Below are 16,602 nucleotides of genomic sequence, written 5' to 3'. Positions count from 1 at the left end.
CCGTATACAGCAGGAACAGGGCCTATAAATTAGGCTAATGCCCGGACACCGGGCAGGGCGCTTGCACATACCTTTATAGTGTCTATTGAAAAAATTCACAAAGAGGTGGCAATGGCATGTCAGAGGAATGCTTCGAAGGCAAACATAAAGAGAGACAATCACTGCATACCGTATTACTTGATTTAATGGAATCTGTCGCTCACGAAGAAGAAGCGCTTGCTCACCTTATCAGGGCGGAAGCTGGTAAAGTTCAAGCGTTTGTAGGGAAATGCCATGATTTCCCTACTTGTCCGAGTAATCACGAAATTATTAGATTGAATCGTTCTGTTACGAAGCTTATGGAAACGATTATAATGAAGGAGTGGCTTTTGCTAAAAAAACTGGAAGATACACTTGAATTCATTAGAAAACCGAGGGAATGTATGGAAGAGTAAGATGCTAGGAATAAGCAAAACGGGTGAGACCACATAGCCTCACCCGTTTTGCTTATTTTGCTTCTTCTTTTTTATTTGCATGTGAACCATCGCATTGTCCCTGCGGGTTCTGAGTTTGTCCACAACCACAAGCAGCCATCCGGATCACCTCCTTTCAATACACATGCGTGTTTCTTTATTGTTGTTCTTGTCCGCGTTTGAAGAGTTTGCGATCAAGCGAGATTGCGGAAGGGCCAGCCAGTACGAAGAATACAGATACTACGAGCAGTACGAGCTCAAATTCATAACCCGGTTGTGTTCCGTTACCCATAAGTCCGGCAGCACCTTTGACCGTAGCGATTGCTCCTACCATTACAGCAGCGAACAGGGCTGCGACTACGCGAGTACCGAGACCTGCGATCATAAGCAAGCCACCGACCAATTCAATCGTTGCTACGACGTAAGCGAGTCCGGCCGGAAGACCGATGCTTGCAAACCAGCCAGCGATGTTGCTGATTCCTCCCTGGAATTTACCGAGACCGTGCATGAAGAAAATAAATCCGAGAATGAGTTGCACAAGAAATAATGCTTTGTCTTTGTTAGTCATGTAGAAAATCTCCCCTTTTATATAAGTACATACGTATTAATCAAATTTCCAAGCACTTAAGCTAAGCGAACCGTATTGATATACTTGGTGCAGCAATGTTGCCTGGCGCGTACGGTCGCCTGCCCCCATGATCGGGAGAAGCGGGATGAAATGTTCGTTGCGTGGAACGGCTTCTCGCACATGTGGAGCGAGTTCGTCATAGCGGAACATGTCTTCCGTATTCCATGTGACGAGCTTTTCATTAACCCACTGATCAAACTCCATCGCCCATGGCTCAGGTTGCCCACCGCCCCATTGGAGACGCCGTAAGTTGTGAACGGTGCCGCCACTGCCAATAATAAGAACATCTTCATCGCGAAGCGGCGCAAGTGCCTGCCCGATGCGATACTGTTCAGCAGGAGACAGGAACGGATTGACTGACATCGCAACAACCGGGATATCAGCATTCGGATACATCAACTTAAGCAGTGCCCACACACCGTGGTCAAGCGGTCGCACGTCATCCTGACGGGATGGTATTCCTTGGCTAGCTAACAGCTCTGCGATGCGCCCTGCAAGTGCCGGATCACCGGGTGCTGGATATGTCATCTCATACATCTCGGCAGGAAATCCTGAGAAATCATACAGCGTGCGGTGTGTTTGGGCACTGCTGATGAGTTGCACATCTGATTCCCAGTGTGCAGTGAAAACGATAATCGCTTTGGGACGTGGAAGCTCAGCAACTAGCTTGCTAAGAAACTCTGTATAGGAATTTTCCTCTATAACAAGTGAAGGGGCTCCATGTGCAAGAAAAAAGGCTGGCATCATACGTATAACCTCCTTTTGAGTTTTATTTTATAAATTAAAGTTTCGTATTACAAAACATAGAAGGGAAAGAAAATCCGGTATATAGTTAAGAGAGGAAGGATCATCTCTTCGTATCCGGGTTTTGTTAAAGTGAACTATGTTTTGTATTTAAAAACTATCACGATGGTGGTAATATGTCAAGTATGAGGTGAAAAAATTATGAATATAGGTGAAAATATTCGGAGCTTGCGTAATCGCAAGCGGATTACGATTGCAGAAATGTGTGAAGGAACCGGATTGTCCAAAGGATTCGTTAGCCAGGTTGAGAACGGAAAAACATCACCGTCGATTGCGACATTGCAAACGATTGCTGATTTTCTTAATGTACCGCTTGCTTATTTGTTACTGGAGCCAAGTCAGGCAGTTAAAGTAGTACGAAGAGAAGAACGGATTATCCATGAGTTTGGCAAGAATGGGATCCGGGTGGAACTTCTCACTCCACAAAATCGGGATGGGCTCCGTATGATGATTACGTATACACCACCTGGTGTGGGTACCGGGGATGAACCACATGCTCATAAAGGGGAAGAAGCGCATCTGGTACTTGAGGGGACTTTTCTTATTCAACAGGGAGAGGATGAATTCGTGGTTGGACCGGGGGATAGCTTCTATTGGAAAGCCTGTATTCCTCATCGAGTTGTGAACATAGGGGATACAATGGGGAAGATGTTGATCTCAGTGTATGCAGCGCATTCAGATGATGTGATATAGGTGAGGGAGCTGTCTGCATGAGGTGTGGACAGCCCTCTTTATTTTCGGATTACTTCTGTTTTACGATATGTTTTGTATGATAAAATGAGCACGCTGTATGACTTTGTAATTAATCGGAATAATGAGGAATAAAAGATGATTCAGTCTGTTTTATCAAATATAGCAGTCATTTTAATTATGCACGCATGCCTGAATTTTATGGTTACGTTCTTAAAAGATAAGGTGTCGAAGGGCGTGTTTTATTCGTTAGTCGTGTTTATTATCTCTTTTACCTCTATCTCCATGTTTTATCTTCCGATTGAGTATAAGGGATACCGGCTTGATCTACGGGTTATTCCGCTCGGATTTGCGGCATTGTTTATAGGATGGAGAGAGGTCTTACCTGCTCTGGCTATCGTTTGTATGTGGAGATGGGGAATGGGCGGGGCTGGCGCTGTACCGGGCATTGTTTTTGGACTACTTTTGCCGACTATTTTTGTGTTGTTGTTTTATATCGGGAATACTACGAAGGTTCAACTGTTTAAAGTTTGGGCTTTATTTAGTGTGATGTGGCTAATTTCTGACCTTCCTATCATTATTTGGATTCCGAATGGATGGGAAGTTTTTATGATGATTGCGCCTTTTAGATACATATCGCTAATGAGTTCTGCTGTGATTCTTTATCTTTTTGTGATCTGGTCAACTCGGCAGATTGAATTACAGCATAAGCTGAAATTTTTTGCTGAGCATGATCCTTTAACAGAGATGTACAATCTGCGAAAGTTTTTTGATTTGCTGGAAGTTGAATATAAGAAGAAAAAAACTGTAAATTATCTTGCGCTGGTTGATCTTGATTATTTTAAAAAAATTAATGATACGTACGGTCATCTAACAGGGGACCGTGTCCTGCAAAAAATGGCAAAGGTGTTTTTGCAAACGTGTAAAACAATAAACAGTGAAGGACAAAGAGCATTTGTGGCACGGTACGGGGGAGAAGAGTTTATTCTCTATGTGTCTTGTACATCTGTAGAATACTTGGAATCCTGCCTTGAGCATATTCGCGAAGCTGTGGCCGCAGCAGAATTCTGGGCGGAAGATGGATCGCGCATTCCTTCTGTTACTCTCTCGATTGGCTGCGCAGAATTGACTTCTATTGAGAATGTGCAGCAGACCCTCTTGTATGCGGATCAAAGCCTATATGAAGTGAAAAACAGCGGACGGAATGGTGTAAAGATATACAAAGAGGAATGATTGAAACGCGCGAAGCCTTGTTCCCCCTCTTTTATTGCACCACCTGTTCTTCTCTGGTATGATTTTACGTAGATTTAGTAACGCTGGCGTACGAGGAGAGCGACGCCAGAAACATATGCAGGAGGTGGAAAAATGAGTGCCATTACACGCAATGAGGTTGAATATGTAGCTAAGCTTGCCCGTCTGAATCTGACGGAAGAAGAAGCCGTGAAATATACTGAACAGCTGAACAGCATCCTGGAGTTTGCCGGAAAGTTAAACGAACTCGACACAGCGGACGTACCGCCTACAAGCCATGTGCTTGATGTGTACAACGTGATGCGCGACGATATCGTGCGCCCGTCTCTTAGTCATGAGGACGCCTTGCGCAACGCGCCGGATGAGGAAGACGGACAATTCAAAGTACCGGCTGTTATTGAATAGGAAAGGGGGACAACCGCGTGTCTTTGTTTGAAAAACGGTTGCAGGATATACATACGGAATTGGAAAAAGGAGAACTTACCGTCTCCGATCTCGTAAATGCTTCGTTTGAGCGCATCGCCCAAACTGAAGAGAAAGTAAAGGCATTTATCTCCCTCGATGAGGAGAATGCCCGTGCCCGCGCGAAACAATTGGACGAGCAGCAATCCCGTGGAGAAGAGCAGGGATTGCTTTTTGGTTTGCCGGCAGGGATTAAAGATAACATTATAACAAAAAATGTAATCACTACATGTGCGAGTAAATTACTGGCTAACTATAAGCCGGTTCATAACGCTACTGCGATGGATCGTTTGCATGCGTCCGAAGCTGTCATGATCGGGAAGCTGAACATGGATGAATTCGCGATGGGGGGCTCGACCGAGAACTCCAGCTTCCATAACACATACAATCCGTGGAATCTTGACTATGTACCGGGCGGCTCAAGCGGCGGTTCGGCAGCATCTGTTGCGGCAGGACAAGTGTATTTCTCACTTGGCTCCGATACGGGCGGCTCTATTCGTCAACCAGCGGCGTACTGTGGCGTAGTTGGCTTAAAGCCGACATATGGTCTCGTATCTCGCTATGGTCTGGTGGCGTTCGCATCCTCACTTGATCAGATTGGTCCGATTACGAAAAATGTGGAAGACTCTGCTTACGTGTTACAGGCGATTGCGGCGCATGATCCGGTCGATTCGACATCAGCAGACGTAGAAATTCCAGACTACATCTCTGCGCTTACAGGCGACATCAAAGGATTGCGTGTCGGTGTACCGAAAGAAATGATGGGTGAAGGCATCGACCCGGAAGTGCGCGAGAAAATCAGCGCGGCGCTGAAAGTGCTTGAAAGTCTGGGTGCAACAGTAGAAGAGGTAACACTGCCACATACTGAATACGCGGTGCCTACGTATTACATCCTTGCTCCATCGGAAGCATCATCCAACCTGGCACGCTATGACGGTGTACGCTACGGCGTGCGGGCAGACAGTGCGGAGAACTTACTTGATATGTATCACGAGACGCGTAGTCAGGGCCTTGGCCCGGAAGTGAAGCGCCGCATTATGCTTGGCACGTATGCATTAAGCTCTGGCTACTATGATGCATACTATCGGAAAGCCCAGCAGGTGCGCACGCTGATCAAGCGCGATTTCGACCAGGTATTCGCGAACTATGACGTGATTATTGGACCGACTGCGCCAACAACGGCATTCAAGATTGGTGAGAAAGTGAACGATCCGTTAACGATGTACTTAGAAGATATTTGCACAGTCCCGGTTAACCTTGCAGGTATTCCGGCGATTAGTGTTCCGTGCGGATTCGCAAGCAACGGGATGCCAGTGGGCATGCAAATTGCCGGTAAATCATTTGACGAAGCAACCGTGTTGCGCGTTGCGCATGCGTTTGAACAAAATACCGAACATCACAAAGCTCGTCCGGAGCTGTAAAAGGGGGTTAGACAGACGATGGAATTCGAAACGGTCATTGGACTTGAGGTTCACGTGGAATTGTCCACAAACACAAAAATTTTCTGCAGTTGCTCAACCGAATTCGGCGCACCGCCGAACACGCATACATGTCCGGTCTGCCTTGGACACCCGGGCGTCCTGCCGGTACTGAACAAGCGAGCGGTGGAATTCGCCATCAAGGCCGGATTGGCACTTAATTGCGAGATTGCAGACGAAAGTATTTTCGAGCGCAAAAACTATTTCTATCCGGACTCACCGAAAGCCTATCAGATCTCTCAGCTTGATCAGGCTATCGCCGTAAATGGCTGGATTGAAATTGAAGTAGACGGCAAGCCGAAACGTATTGGCATCACCCGTCTACAGTTGGAAGAAGATGCAGGTAAGCTGACGCACGCCGACAGCGGCTACGCGTCGCTTGTTGACTTCAACCGTGTTGGAACGCCGCTCATCGAGATCGTGTCTGAACCGGATCTTCGTTCACCGGAAGAAGCACGTCTGTACTTAGAGAAGTTGAAATCAATTGTCCAGTACTGCGAAATCTCCGACGTAAAAATGGAAGAAGGTTCATTCCGTTGTGACGCTAACATCAGTCTGCGTCCGGTAGGCCAGGAAGAGTTCGGTAAACGTGCCGAGCTGAAAAACGTGAACTCGCTCCGCAATGTTCAGCGTGGACTCGAATATGAAGAAGTACGCCAGGCGGAACTGCTGCGTGACGGAGAGAGAGTCGTACAGGAAACACGTCGCTGGGATGATAACAAAGCCCGTACCTTCTCGATGCGCAGCAAGGAAGAAGCGCACGACTATCGGTATTTCCCGGACCCAGATCTTATCAAGATGAAGATTGATTCGGCCTGGATCGAAGAAATTCGCGCCTTGATCCCGGAACTTCCAGATGCGCGTAAAGCCCGCTATGTAGAGCAGTACGGCTTGCCAGAATATGATGCAGGTGTGCTGACGATGTCGAAGGACATGTCCGACTTTTTTGATGTGACCGTACAGACTGGTGCGGATGCCAAAGTAGTTTCTAACTGGCTCATGGGAGAGACGATTGGGTACTTGAACGCCAATAATCTGGAATTTAAAGAAATCAGTCTCACACCGGAAAATCTTGGTGCTCTCGTGCAGCTCATCGAAAAAGGCACCATCAGTAATAAGATTGCTAAGACAGTTTTCAAAGAGATGATGGAATCGGGCAAGTCACCGGAAAAAATCGTTGAAGAAAAAGGTCTGGTGCAGATTAGCGACGAAGGGGCACTGAAACAGATGGTAGACGAAGTGCTTGCCGCAAATCCGCAGGCGATTGAAGACTTCAAAGCCGGCAAAGAAAAAGCGATCGGCGCTCTTGTTGGTCAGATTATGAAAGCTTCCAAAGGAAAAGCAAATCCAGGTGTGGTCAATCAACTGCTCCGTGATGCGCTTGCAAAATTGTAGTGAGAATAAAAACAGCCAGTTCTTCCATCAGGAGGACTGGCTGTTTTCATGTTGTTTTTCTTTTGCGATAATAACAAGCACGGCTCCTGTGAGCACGATTGCGCCACCGAGTATCTGCAGTGCCGCCATCTGCTCATGCAGCAGAGCGAAGGAAAAGAGTATGGTTACGATTGGTTCGACCATACTAACAATAGAAGCTTTTGTTGGCCCGGTCTTGTTCATACCGATGAAAAATGTGAGCATCGATAACACGGTGGAGAAAATAGCTACACCAATGATGGAGAGCCAGCCGATTTTGCTAAACGAAAAATGCAAAGAATCCGTAGCCAATCCCCATACAAAAAATGATGTGGAAGCAAATAGGGCAATGTATGCGCTCGTAACAATCGGTGGAACGGAAGAGGTTACCCGATCACCGATGATAATGTACAGCGAATAAACGACACCGGCTCCGAGTGCAAACAGTACGCCGATTGCATTGATGTCTCCGTTTGGCGTTCCGAGCACCAGTCCCATACCGCCAAGCGAGATCAGAACTGATACGATCAGTCGTTTTGAGAGTGTTTCCTTATTAAAGAAGAAGGATAGAACGGCGACGAATACAGGATATAAATAGAACAAAAGAGTGGCGAGTGAGGCTGGAATGTATTTTACGGATAAGAAATACGCTGACGATTGCAAGGTGTAGAATACACCTCCAAGCAGCAGAAGCGACACCAGTTGACGCCGTGATACGTTCCATGTGCGTGAATACAGGAACACACAGCCAAAGAAAATAACCGCCGCAATTACAAAACGTAAAAATAAAAGCGTCGCTACACTTACGCCACTATCATACGCAAACAGTGCAAAGATCGGCAGCACACCGAATCCTACCGCCGATAATAGTACAAGAAGATACCCAGAAACCACAAAATTCCCTCCTTCTTACCGCTTCAGATGCATAAAGTTATGGGTAAAAATATTGTAGCAAAATTTTGACTCTATACCAAAGGAATTTGTCGATTATAATAGTATGTACTTGAAAGGAGGCGTTGTCATGACATTGGAATCCTGGTATGAAAAAGGCATGACATTTGAACAGTATCGCATGAGTATGCAAGTAAACCAGCAAGAACTGACTCGCGTCTACGAACAACTTGTTTTTTCAGAAGATGATCTGGAGACATTTCAGGAGGTTGCAAAGCGCAACTGGCGAGGAATCGTTCTTACTGCGGATTGGTGTGGGGACGCTGCTTTATGTGTTCCCGTTCTGCAAAGAATAGCAGAGACAAGCAACATGGAATTACGTTTTCTAATTCGTGATGAGAACCTAGAGCTCATGGATCAATATTTGACCAATGGGACAGCTCGATCTATACCAATCTTCATTTTTATCGACCAGAATGGTGAGGAAATAAAAGTTTGGGGGCCGAGATCATCGGAGGTGCAGGAGATGGTCGCGTCCTTACGAGCTGAACTACCGGCAGCAGATTCTCCCGATTTTGAGGAGAAGCAAAAAAATATGTATCGTCAATTCAAAGAAGAAATCACGTCCAATCCATCAGTATGGCGTACCGTTATAGAAAGTGTTAAAGATAAGCTACAGGTATAAGTAAAGCGGCTGAACATGAGGAGAGACTTCTAGTGTTCAGCCGCTTTTTCATTTAAGGGGAATTGCTGAAAAGGAATTTTATGAGAAATATCGAATATAATAATTGGTATGTCCTGTGTTTATCGCTATGTGTTTGTGTATGTAGTAAGCGCTATTAACAATCTAGAGGTTCATTTATCCCAAGGAGGTTTTATGCCATGTTTAGTTTAAAAGACAAAGAATATATCCTGGTATTTACTGGACCCGATGGAGCAGGTCGCAAAACAATTGCAGAAATGATTTTTCGTAGTCTGCATATCCCTCCTATTATTTCCTATACAACTCGTCCAAAGAAACCGATGGAAGTGGAGGGACAGGACTATTATTTTATAACAGAAGAACAATTTCATCAGGCTGCAGCAAACCATGAGTTTTTGGAAAGCGTTGCGATGGACGGCTATCACTATGGCATCAAAGAAGGAGATATTGCCGCATTATTTACGGAAAACCAGAGTATCATTATGGTGTTGAATGCGGAAGGAACCGAAAAAGTGAAAAAGCTGTATGGAGACAACGTAATTCGTTTCTTTGTTTATGCTGACAGCGATACGGTTGTCGAGCGACAAAAGCAGCGCGGGGATTCGGAGAAGGATATTGCACGACACCTTGCTCATTATAACGAATCGATGGCATATAAGGATGCGTGCGAACACGTATTTGAAAACTTCGATTCATCGCATACGGCTTTCGAAATTACGAAGCTGCTAGAGAACTACCTGGATGCTAAATTTCTTGAAGACTAACCGTAAGCAAACGGCATAGTAAGATACAAAAATCCTGGCATATTCCTCTTTTTTCTTATGGAGAGGAGCGATGCCAGGACTTTTTTGTGTACAAAAACTCAGAAAAGTGCTATAAAATATACAATACATAGAAAAATAGTGGGTTTTTAAAAGGGGGGGAATGTATGAAGCAGGGAGTCGTCATCATTGCACATGGTTCGCGCCGATCAGAATGGAACGAGCTTGTAGAAAAAACAGCCACACAGCTTGATAGCAGTGTTCCGATAGAAGTAGCCTTCCTTGGTATGGTCGAAGGGAAATCGATTGCAGATAGTATTCGAAAGCTAGAAGAGAAGGGTGTGCAGCGCATTGTGGCCATCCCTTTGTTTATTTCGAGCGGGAGCACTCATCTGTCCGAAATCCGTTACATGCTCGGGATTACGGATACATGTGCGGTGCCGACCGATTTGGAACGTATTACGCTGCGACCGGGTACCACTATCATCTGGGCTGCACCGATGGATGCACATCCATGTATCCGCACCTTGTTGCGGAAACGAGTATGTGAGTTGTCGGTCCGCCCGGAAGAAGAAGCGCTGTTGCTCGTGGCGCACGGCAGTGAGGAGCCGGGCTATCAGGAGCAGTGGGAGGGCCTATTGCAGGAACTGGCGATCAGTCTGCGTGATGAGGTAGGGCTACGTGCTGCTACATACGGTACGTTTCACCCTGATAACGTTCGACAGCAGGCATACAGACTGGCAGAGAAGTATCAACCGCTCGTCATTCCGCTGTTCCTCAGTTCAGGTTACTATACAGAAACAGCCATTCCGCAGCGTCTCGCGGGCATTCCGGTGCGCTACGATGGGCGCGCCTATCTTCCCGATCCAAACGTGACAAAATGGCTGAATATCACAATAAAAACATATATATCCTAACGGCTTGTCTCAAGTACCTGGCGCACGCGGATCAGGTGCTGCTCAATCAAGCGGCGAGCTTCTCCACTGTCCTGGTTTTGAATGGCCTCGAATACTTCCAGATGCTCATGGTAGAGTCGGGCGGTTGTGCTTTCGTTTTCATACAACCACAGGTTGCGGCTGTCTCGAATCGTCAGATTAAGCGCCTCCGAAATGCTTTCCATCATGTTTTGCAAGTACTGATTTTTTGTGGCGTATGCGATCGCAATGTGAAACTCAATGTCGTATAACCGACTCATCTCTTCATCAGTAAGTGCAGCTTCCATACTATTTATAATAGAAGAAAGACGTTGTATATCTGCTTCATCTCGATTCATCGCCGCGAGTTCCGCACAGCCGGACTCCACGATCTGGCGTACCTGCATCAGCTTCACCAATTCTTCGTGATTGCTGGCGATAATGGGTGGGATGGCTTTTAGGGCTGCTGATGCGCTTTTTTTCACAAAGGTCCCCTCACCTTGACGCGATTCAATTAAACCGCGTGCCTTGAGTTGACTGAGTGCTTCCCGGATAGTAGACTTTCCGACTTGATATTGTTCCGCTAAGCGGTCGATAGTAGGCAGGCGCGTTCCAGGTTCTAGTGAACCGTTTTCCACAAGCTTCTCCAGTTGTTCCGCGATCACTTCATAACTTTTCTTAATAAGTGACATAGATTTCTCGTACCCCTCTGTTAAATTCTTTTCTTTTATTCTACACAATTTTCTTGTAGTATGCTAAAATTATTATCAAATTCATCAGATGACCTGCTGAATAAGGGGGGGAGAGGGTTCGAATGAATCAAAATATTAAAAATGAATTGCGGAGTATTGTAGGCCGCGATTATTTTCTCGATACACCGAATGAATTGTATGTGTATTCGTATGATGCAACCCCGCTTTACCAGGCAATGCCGGATGCTGTAGTGATTCCATCTAGTGTAGAGGAAATAGCGGCGATTATGAAAGTTGCCAGCCAGCACCGTATTCCGATTGTATCCCGTGGTTCTGGCACGAACTTGTGCGGCGGAACGGTACCGGTCGAAGGTGGAATTGTACTCAATATGAATCGTTTGAATACTTTTAAAGAAATTGATCAGGATAATTTGACCGCAACATTTGAGCCGGGTGTGATTACGGCGGATGTTCATAAAGCGGTAGAGGCAGTTGGATTATTTTATCCACCGGATCCAGGCAGTATGCGGATTTCGACCATGGGTGGGAATGTTGCAGAATGTGCGGGCGGTATGCGTGGCCTGAAATACGGTGTAACAAAAGATTATATCATGGGACTGGAAGCTGTTCTGCCGAACGGTGATGTTTTACGGGTAGGTGGTAAGAATGCGAAAGATGTAGCCGGATACGATGTGACCAAGCTGCTCGTTGGATCAGAGGGCACGCTGGCAGTCATTACCGAGATTACTGCAAAATTGTTACCGCTTCCAGAAACAAAACAAACGATGGTGGCGTACTACAATGACTTGACTGATGCAGCCCGAAGTGTACAGCGGATTATCGCTTCCAAGATTATTCCGGCGACGCTGGAATTCCTCGATCAGGAGACGATGATCGTAGTGGAAGACTTTGCTCACATTGGCTTGCCGCTGGACATGAAGGCGATGCTCATTATCGAACAGGACGGAACCCAGCTTCAGGTTGAGCACGATATTGCGCGGATAGCAGATATTTGCCGGGCAGAAGGCGCAGCAGAAGTACGGATGGCGCAGACAGCAGAAGAAGGAGCGAGCCTGATGGCAGCGCGTCGTTCCGCACTTTCAGCACTTGCCCGTGTTAAACCGACGACGATTCTGGAAGATGCGACGGTACCGCGTGCCAACCTGGCGGCGATGGTAGAACAGGTTAATCTGGTAGCGAAAAAATACGACCTGCAGATTTGTACATTTGGTCATGCGGGAGATGGCAATCTGCATCCGACTTGCCTGACAGATGAACGGGATAAGGGAGAAATCCATCGCGTCGAGCAGGCGTTCGAAGAGATTTTCCATGCGGCAATCAAGCTCGGGGGCACCATTACAGGCGAACACGGCGTTGGTATGGCAAAAGCCGATTACCTTGATCTGAAAGTTGGTCCAGTTGGTATGGACGTAATGCGACGAATTAAAGAAGCATTTGACCCGCACGGAATTATGAACCCTGGCAAAATTTTTGCGAAAAGCTCTAGAAGAAGGGTGGTCGTGAATCATGGCTGTGGATGTGGACACACGGGAGAACATGAACATGGAACCGAACAAGCAGATAAGTAACCCGGACTGCTCCACAGCAGGTGTATCCCTGCTGAACAAGTTTGACATGAACGAAATCATGAACTGCATGCAGTGCGGCTTCTGCCTCCCGTCCTGTCCGACGTATCGACAGACAGGTAAAGAAGTGGCAAGCCCGCGTGGCCGCATCGCTCTCATGAAAGGCGTAGCTCAAGAAGCGCTGCAAGTAAATCATGAGTTCGAAAACAACATGTATTTGTGTCTTGGCTGCCGCGCTTGTGAGACGGCCTGTCCGGCAGGTGTACCATACGGTAGTTTGGTGGAAACGGCACGCGAAGTGGTGGAAACGAACAAAAAAGAACAAAGCAAATCACCATTTATCCGCGATATTGTTTTTAATAAGATCTTCAAGCATCCGAAGCGGATTGATACACTTGGTACGGCACTCTGGGCAGCGCAGGCGGCTGGCCTGCAAACACTGGCGGATAAAACTGGCCTTGTGAATATGCTTCCACGTCCGATGGCAGAAATGCAGAAAGCCGTAGAAAAAGTAGCGTCTCCGGCTGAACGCAAAAAGCGTCAAAAGATCGTGAAACCAGCCGATCAGCCAGCCAAGCTCCGCATTGGTATGTTTAAAGGCTGCATTATGGATGTAATGTTTTATGAAACGAACCAGGCGACCTCCCGTGTGCTTGCGAAAGCGGGCTGTGAAGTGATCTTTGTCGATGATCAGGCATGCTGCGGGGCGCTGCACGCACACTCCGGAGAAAAAGACGGAGCGGTTGAGCTTGCGAAACGCAATATCGAAGTATTCGAGAAAGCAGATGTCGACTTCATCGTTAACAACGCGGGTGGCTGCGGAGCCGCGCTTAAGGAATATCATCACTGGTTCCACGATGATCCAGAATGGAAAGAGCGGGCGATGGCATTTGTCACCAAAACACGCGATGCAAATGAACTGCTGACCGAACTGCCGCAGATTGAATTCAAGAATTCTCTAGACGTGCGCGTAACGTATCAAGATTCGTGTCACTTAGCGCACGGTCAGGGCGTTCGCAACCAGCCACGCCAGCTTATCCGCAGCGTTCCAGGTGTGGAATACGTCGAGATGATAAACGCGGATAGCTGCTGCGGTTCGGCGGGTATCTATAACATCACAAACTTCGATATGTCGATGCGTATTCTTGATGACAAGATGGAAAATGTCAAGAAAACGAAAGCACACCTCATCGTAACGTCCAATCCGGGCTGTCTGCTTCAGATGAAGCAAGGCATCATCCGGGCCGGCATGCAGGATGAGATGGAAGCGATCCACATCATGGATTTGCTCGACCGTGCGTTGTAAGCCGCCTCATATACAGGCGGCTTTCTTTTTTTCTTCAAGTAGGGTAATCTTTGTAAAGGAATAGTTAAGTTCATGGGGAAATAGGGTGGATGGATATGAAACGTGCACGTTTAATTTATAATCCGTCTTCCGGACGGGAAGAAGTGAAACGGTGGATTCCGAGGATACTCGATACACTAGAGAAGAGCGGCTATGAAACCTCCTGTCACGCGACCAAAGGGCAGGGAGATGCGACGTTTGCGGCACGCATGGCGGTCGAGCGTCGCTTTGATCTCGTGATTGCAGCCGGAGGAGACGGGACGATATACGAAGTGATTAACGGTATTGCCGAACAGAGATACCGTCCGGCACTCGGCATCATTCCAGCAGGGACGACGAATGACTTTGCCCGTGCGCTTGGCCTACCGCGCAGCATTCCGAAGGCGGTAGAAGTCATCGCAAACGGTACACCAATTCCAATTGACGTCGGCAAAATTAACAGCCGCTACTTCATTAATATTGCGGGCGGCGGCGCATTGACAACGCTCACATACGAAGTGCCCAGCAAGCTGAAAACGCTGCTCGGCCAGCTTGCCTATTATATGAAAGGCATCGAGAAATTGGCTTTCCTCTCCCCGATGCATATTCGCCTTGAAGCGGATGATCGGATAATTGATGAGGAAATCATGATGTTTCTCGTCGCCAACAGCAATTCCATCGGCGGCTTTGAAAAAATCGCGCCGAACGCAAAAACAGATGACGGTCTGCTTGACTGCATCGTGTTGAGGAAAACATCGCTCCCGGATTTTATCCGCATTGCTACGCTGGCACTGAAAGGCGAACATGTGAATGATCCGAAGGTCGAATATTTTCAGACTCGGAAACTTGTCGCGATTTCCAACGAGAAGGTGAAGCTGAATCTCGATGGAGAATTCGGGGGCACGCTCCCATGTACCTTTACGGCACTGCCACGGCACATCAAGCTTATTCGCTAATTACGCATAGAATATAGGTGGGTTATTTTGAAGAAAAAACAGCGCAAGCAGCCGACAGCCGATCTGTCCGGCCTGCCGCTTACGAAAAATGAAACAGTAGAGATTACGATTGAAGACATCTCACACGAAGGAAATGGTGTAGGGCGCTATGAAGGGTACACGTTGTTCGTGCCAGGTGCGCTTGCAGGCGAACGCGTTCGCGTGCGTGCTACAAAGTTGAAAAAGCAGTTCGGCTACGCCCGTCTGCTTGAGATTCTCGAACCGTCTTTGGCTCGTACAGAACCTTCTTGCCCATTGTACGCCCGCTGCGGCGGCTGTGGGATTCAGCATATGGAGTATGCCGCACAGCTCGAATTCAAGCGCAAGCTTGTCGAAGACAACTTGCGCCGTATCGGCAAAATCGAAGGTGTTCCAGTTCATCCGACGATCGGCATGGAAAACCCATGGCGCTACCGAAACAAGGCCCAGGTGCCGATTGGCGAGCAAGTGGGCGGTTTAATCGGTGGTTTCTACGCCGCTCGTTCGCATGAAATTATTGATATGGAAGCCTGTCTCATCCAGCACGAAACGGGTGATGACGTAATCGCTCATGTGAAGAAGATCGCCTGGAAGCACGGTGTCCGTGCTTATCAGGAAGAAACACATACCGGGCTTTTGCGCCATGTCGTCACAAAAGTCGGCTTTGCGACTGGAGATGTAATGATTGTGCTTGTCACAAATGGGGACAAGATTCCAAACCAGGATGAGTTGGTGGCAGAGCTGGCGCAGGCTGTACCGGGTGTGAAAAGCATTGTCCAGAACGTCAATACAAAGCGGACGAATGTGATTTTCGGTGATGTTACCCGGGTGCTGTGGGGCGAGGAATACATATACGATACGATTGGGGATATCACGTTTGCAATCTCGGCCCGTTCCTTCTATCAGGTGAATCCGGTACAGACGGAGCGCCTGTATGGCAAAGCGCTGGAGTATGCGGCGCTGACGGGAGAAGAGAGTGTGATTGACGCATACTGCGGCATCGGGACGATCTCGCTATTCCTGGCGCAGAAGGCGAAGCAGGTGTTTGGTGTGGAGATTGTGCCGGATGCGATTGAGGATGCGAAGCGGAATGCGCAGTTGAACGGAATTGAGAATGCGACGTTTGCAGTTGGTGAAGCGGAGGTTGTGATTCCTGCATGGTATGAGGAAGGGAATCGTGCGGATGTGATTGTGGTTGATCCGCCACGCAAGGGCTGTGATGAGGCGCTGTTGCAGACGATACTGGATATGAAGCCGGACCGTGTGGTGTATGTGTCGTGTAATCCGTCAACGCTGGCCCGTGATCTTCGTTTTCTGGAGGAAGGCGGGTACAAGACGGTTGAGGTGCAGCCGGTCGATATGTTCCCACATACAACACACGTTGAAAATGTCGCGTTGCTTGTAAGGAGTGAAACAGATGCTGAAACCCGTTGATATATAAGGATTTATTGGGTGATACAGTGTATTGGAAATTTGTATAACAGAAGTGCTTTTGATGAATTGCCGTAAAACTGCCGTAAAACTATATGTAAAGGTAAAGTAAGAGAGCATAAAAGAAAAAGACGCTGGGAGAAATATT

Annotated in this window: 17 protein-coding genes; 13 read left to right on the top strand and 4 right to left on the bottom strand. The window is 47.4% G+C overall.

Features of this window, described 5'->3' with window-relative positions:
• Positions 1-116 precede the first annotated feature (116 nt).
• Positions 117-434 (top strand): alpha-helical endospore appendage domain-containing protein, encoded by a 318-nt coding sequence (locus CB4_RS20230; RefSeq protein ID WP_096467481.1) that lies wholly within the window; start codon positions 117-119, stop codon positions 432-434.
• 175 nt (positions 435-609) lie between these two features.
• Here CB4_RS20230 and CB4_RS20225 read toward each other — a convergent pair whose 3' ends face one another.
• Positions 610-1,020 (bottom strand): DoxX family protein, encoded by a 411-nt coding sequence (locus CB4_RS20225; protein WP_096467480.1) that lies wholly within the window; start codon positions 1,018-1,020, stop codon positions 610-612.
• Between the two features lie 36 nt (positions 1,021-1,056).
• Positions 1,057-1,827: a DODA-type extradiol aromatic ring-opening family dioxygenase gene (locus tag CB4_RS20220; RefSeq protein WP_096467479.1), complete on the bottom strand. Its 771-nt coding sequence runs from the start codon at positions 1,825-1,827 to the stop codon at positions 1,057-1,059.
• A gap of 198 nt (positions 1,828-2,025) precedes the next feature.
• Here CB4_RS20220 and CB4_RS20215 point away from each other — a divergent pair, with 198 nt between their 5' ends.
• The 5 genes from CB4_RS20215 (at position 2,026) to gatB (ending at position 7,160) form a co-directional block, all read left to right on the top strand.
• Complete coding sequence (locus CB4_RS20215) at positions 2,026-2,577, top strand: cupin domain-containing protein (RefSeq protein WP_096467478.1); 552 nt, start codon at positions 2,026-2,028, stop codon at positions 2,575-2,577.
• 135 nt (positions 2,578-2,712) lie between these two features.
• On the top strand, positions 2,713-3,807 hold the full coding sequence (locus CB4_RS20210) for a diguanylate cyclase (RefSeq protein ID WP_096467477.1): 1,095 nt from the start codon (positions 2,713-2,715) through the stop codon (positions 3,805-3,807).
• Between the two features lie 132 nt (positions 3,808-3,939).
• Complete coding sequence (gatC, locus tag CB4_RS20205) at positions 3,940-4,230, top strand: Asp-tRNA(Asn)/Glu-tRNA(Gln) amidotransferase subunit GatC (RefSeq protein WP_096467476.1); 291 nt, start codon at positions 3,940-3,942, stop codon at positions 4,228-4,230.
• Between the two features lie 17 nt (positions 4,231-4,247).
• A complete protein-coding gene (gene gatA / locus CB4_RS20200) occupies positions 4,248-5,708 on the top strand; it encodes an Asp-tRNA(Asn)/Glu-tRNA(Gln) amidotransferase subunit GatA (protein WP_096467475.1) in 1,461 nt (486 codons plus the stop codon).
• Positions 5,709-5,726: 18 nt separating this feature from the next.
• Positions 5,727-7,160, top strand: a complete 1,434-nt coding sequence (gene gatB / locus CB4_RS20195) for an Asp-tRNA(Asn)/Glu-tRNA(Gln) amidotransferase subunit GatB (RefSeq protein ID WP_096467474.1) — start codon at positions 5,727-5,729, stop codon at positions 7,158-7,160.
• Between the two features lie 27 nt (positions 7,161-7,187).
• Here the strand turns inward: gatB and CB4_RS20190 are convergent, their stop codons facing one another.
• Complete coding sequence (locus CB4_RS20190) at positions 7,188-8,072, bottom strand: EamA family transporter (RefSeq protein WP_096467473.1); 885 nt, start codon at positions 8,070-8,072, stop codon at positions 7,188-7,190.
• A gap of 127 nt (positions 8,073-8,199) precedes the next feature.
• Between CB4_RS20190 and CB4_RS20185 the strand changes: the two genes are divergently transcribed.
• The 3 genes from CB4_RS20185 to CB4_RS20175 all read left to right on the top strand — a co-directional run bounded on the left by CB4_RS20185 (position 8,200) and on the right by CB4_RS20175 (position 10,450).
• Positions 8,200-8,754 (top strand): thioredoxin family protein, encoded by a 555-nt coding sequence (locus CB4_RS20185; protein WP_096467472.1) that lies wholly within the window; start codon positions 8,200-8,202, stop codon positions 8,752-8,754.
• 197 nt (positions 8,755-8,951) lie between these two features.
• Positions 8,952-9,536, top strand: coding sequence for a guanylate kinase (locus tag CB4_RS20180; protein WP_096467471.1), 585 nt, complete (start codon positions 8,952-8,954; stop codon positions 9,534-9,536).
• A gap of 164 nt (positions 9,537-9,700) precedes the next feature.
• Positions 9,701-10,450: a sirohydrochlorin chelatase gene (locus tag CB4_RS20175; RefSeq protein WP_096467470.1), complete on the top strand. Its 750-nt coding sequence runs from the start codon at positions 9,701-9,703 to the stop codon at positions 10,448-10,450.
• Here the strand turns inward: CB4_RS20175 and CB4_RS20170 are convergent.
• Positions 10,447-11,139 carry a FadR/GntR family transcriptional regulator gene (locus CB4_RS20170; RefSeq protein ID WP_096467469.1) on the bottom strand — a complete coding sequence of 231 codons (693 nt, stop codon included), beginning with the start codon at positions 11,137-11,139 and terminating at the stop codon, positions 10,447-10,449. The two genes, CB4_RS20175 and CB4_RS20170, sit on opposite strands and share 4 nt — an antisense overlap.
• A gap of 122 nt (positions 11,140-11,261) precedes the next feature.
• Here CB4_RS20170 and CB4_RS20165 point away from each other — a divergent pair, with 122 nt between their 5' ends.
• The 4 genes from CB4_RS20165 to rlmD all read left to right on the top strand — a co-directional run bounded on the left by CB4_RS20165 (position 11,262) and on the right by rlmD (position 16,457).
• A complete protein-coding gene (locus CB4_RS20165; protein WP_096467468.1) occupies positions 11,262-12,728 on the top strand; it encodes an FAD-binding oxidoreductase in 1,467 nt (488 codons plus the stop codon).
• Entirely contained in the window at positions 12,703-14,031 is a 1,329-nt protein-coding gene (locus tag CB4_RS20160; RefSeq protein ID WP_309146617.1) for a (Fe-S)-binding protein, read from the top strand. Before CB4_RS20165 ends, CB4_RS20160 begins: the two co-directional genes overlap by 26 nt.
• A gap of 95 nt (positions 14,032-14,126) precedes the next feature.
• Entirely contained in the window at positions 14,127-15,005 is an 879-nt protein-coding gene (locus CB4_RS21360) for a diacylglycerol kinase (RefSeq protein WP_096467820.1), read from the top strand.
• Between the two features lie 27 nt (positions 15,006-15,032).
• Complete coding sequence (gene rlmD / locus CB4_RS21355) at positions 15,033-16,457, top strand: 23S rRNA (uracil(1939)-C(5))-methyltransferase RlmD (RefSeq protein ID WP_231956090.1); 1,425 nt, start codon at positions 15,033-15,035, stop codon at positions 16,455-16,457.
• Positions 16,458-16,602: the final 145 nt, after the last annotated feature.

The sequence above is a fragment of the Aneurinibacillus soli genome (assembly GCF_002355375.1).
In the GTDB taxonomy this organism is placed as follows: Bacteria; Bacillota; Bacilli; order Aneurinibacillales; family Aneurinibacillaceae; genus Aneurinibacillus; species Aneurinibacillus soli.
This window is presented reverse-complemented; position numbering and strand designations above follow the sequence as displayed.

What these genes read in the sequence shown, in the direction of transcription:
- CB4_RS20175 (WP_096467470.1), top strand. Translation starts at nt 9,701, where the DNA reads ATGAAGCAGGGAGTCGTCATCATTGCACATGGTTCGCGCCGATCAGAA.
- CB4_RS20220 (WP_096467479.1), bottom strand. Translation starts at nt 1,827, where the DNA reads ATGATGCCAGCCTTTTTTCTTGCACATGGAGCCCCTTCACTTGTTATA.
- CB4_RS20230 (WP_096467481.1), top strand. Translation starts at nt 117, where the DNA reads ATGTCAGAGGAATGCTTCGAAGGCAAACATAAAGAGAGACAATCACTG.
- gatB (WP_096467474.1), top strand. Translation starts at nt 5,727, where the DNA reads ATGGAATTCGAAACGGTCATTGGACTTGAGGTTCACGTGGAATTGTCC.
- CB4_RS20225 (WP_096467480.1), bottom strand. Translation starts at nt 1,020, where the DNA reads ATGACTAACAAAGACAAAGCATTATTTCTTGTGCAACTCATTCTCGGA.
- CB4_RS20210 (WP_096467477.1), top strand. Translation starts at nt 2,713, where the DNA reads ATGATTCAGTCTGTTTTATCAAATATAGCAGTCATTTTAATTATGCAC.
- CB4_RS20215 (WP_096467478.1), top strand. Translation starts at nt 2,026, where the DNA reads ATGAATATAGGTGAAAATATTCGGAGCTTGCGTAATCGCAAGCGGATT.
- gatC (WP_096467476.1), top strand. Translation starts at nt 3,940, where the DNA reads ATGAGTGCCATTACACGCAATGAGGTTGAATATGTAGCTAAGCTTGCC.
- CB4_RS20180 (WP_096467471.1), top strand. Translation starts at nt 8,952, where the DNA reads ATGTTTAGTTTAAAAGACAAAGAATATATCCTGGTATTTACTGGACCC.
- CB4_RS21360 (WP_096467820.1), top strand. Translation starts at nt 14,127, where the DNA reads ATGAAACGTGCACGTTTAATTTATAATCCGTCTTCCGGACGGGAAGAA.
- CB4_RS20185 (WP_096467472.1), top strand. Translation starts at nt 8,200, where the DNA reads ATGACATTGGAATCCTGGTATGAAAAAGGCATGACATTTGAACAGTAT.
- CB4_RS20170 (WP_096467469.1), bottom strand. Translation starts at nt 11,139, where the DNA reads ATGTCACTTATTAAGAAAAGTTATGAAGTGATCGCGGAACAACTGGAG.
- CB4_RS20165 (WP_096467468.1), top strand. Translation starts at nt 11,262, where the DNA reads ATGAATCAAAATATTAAAAATGAATTGCGGAGTATTGTAGGCCGCGAT.
- CB4_RS20160 (WP_309146617.1), top strand. Translation starts at nt 12,703, where the DNA reads ATGGAACCGAACAAGCAGATAAGTAACCCGGACTGCTCCACAGCAGGT.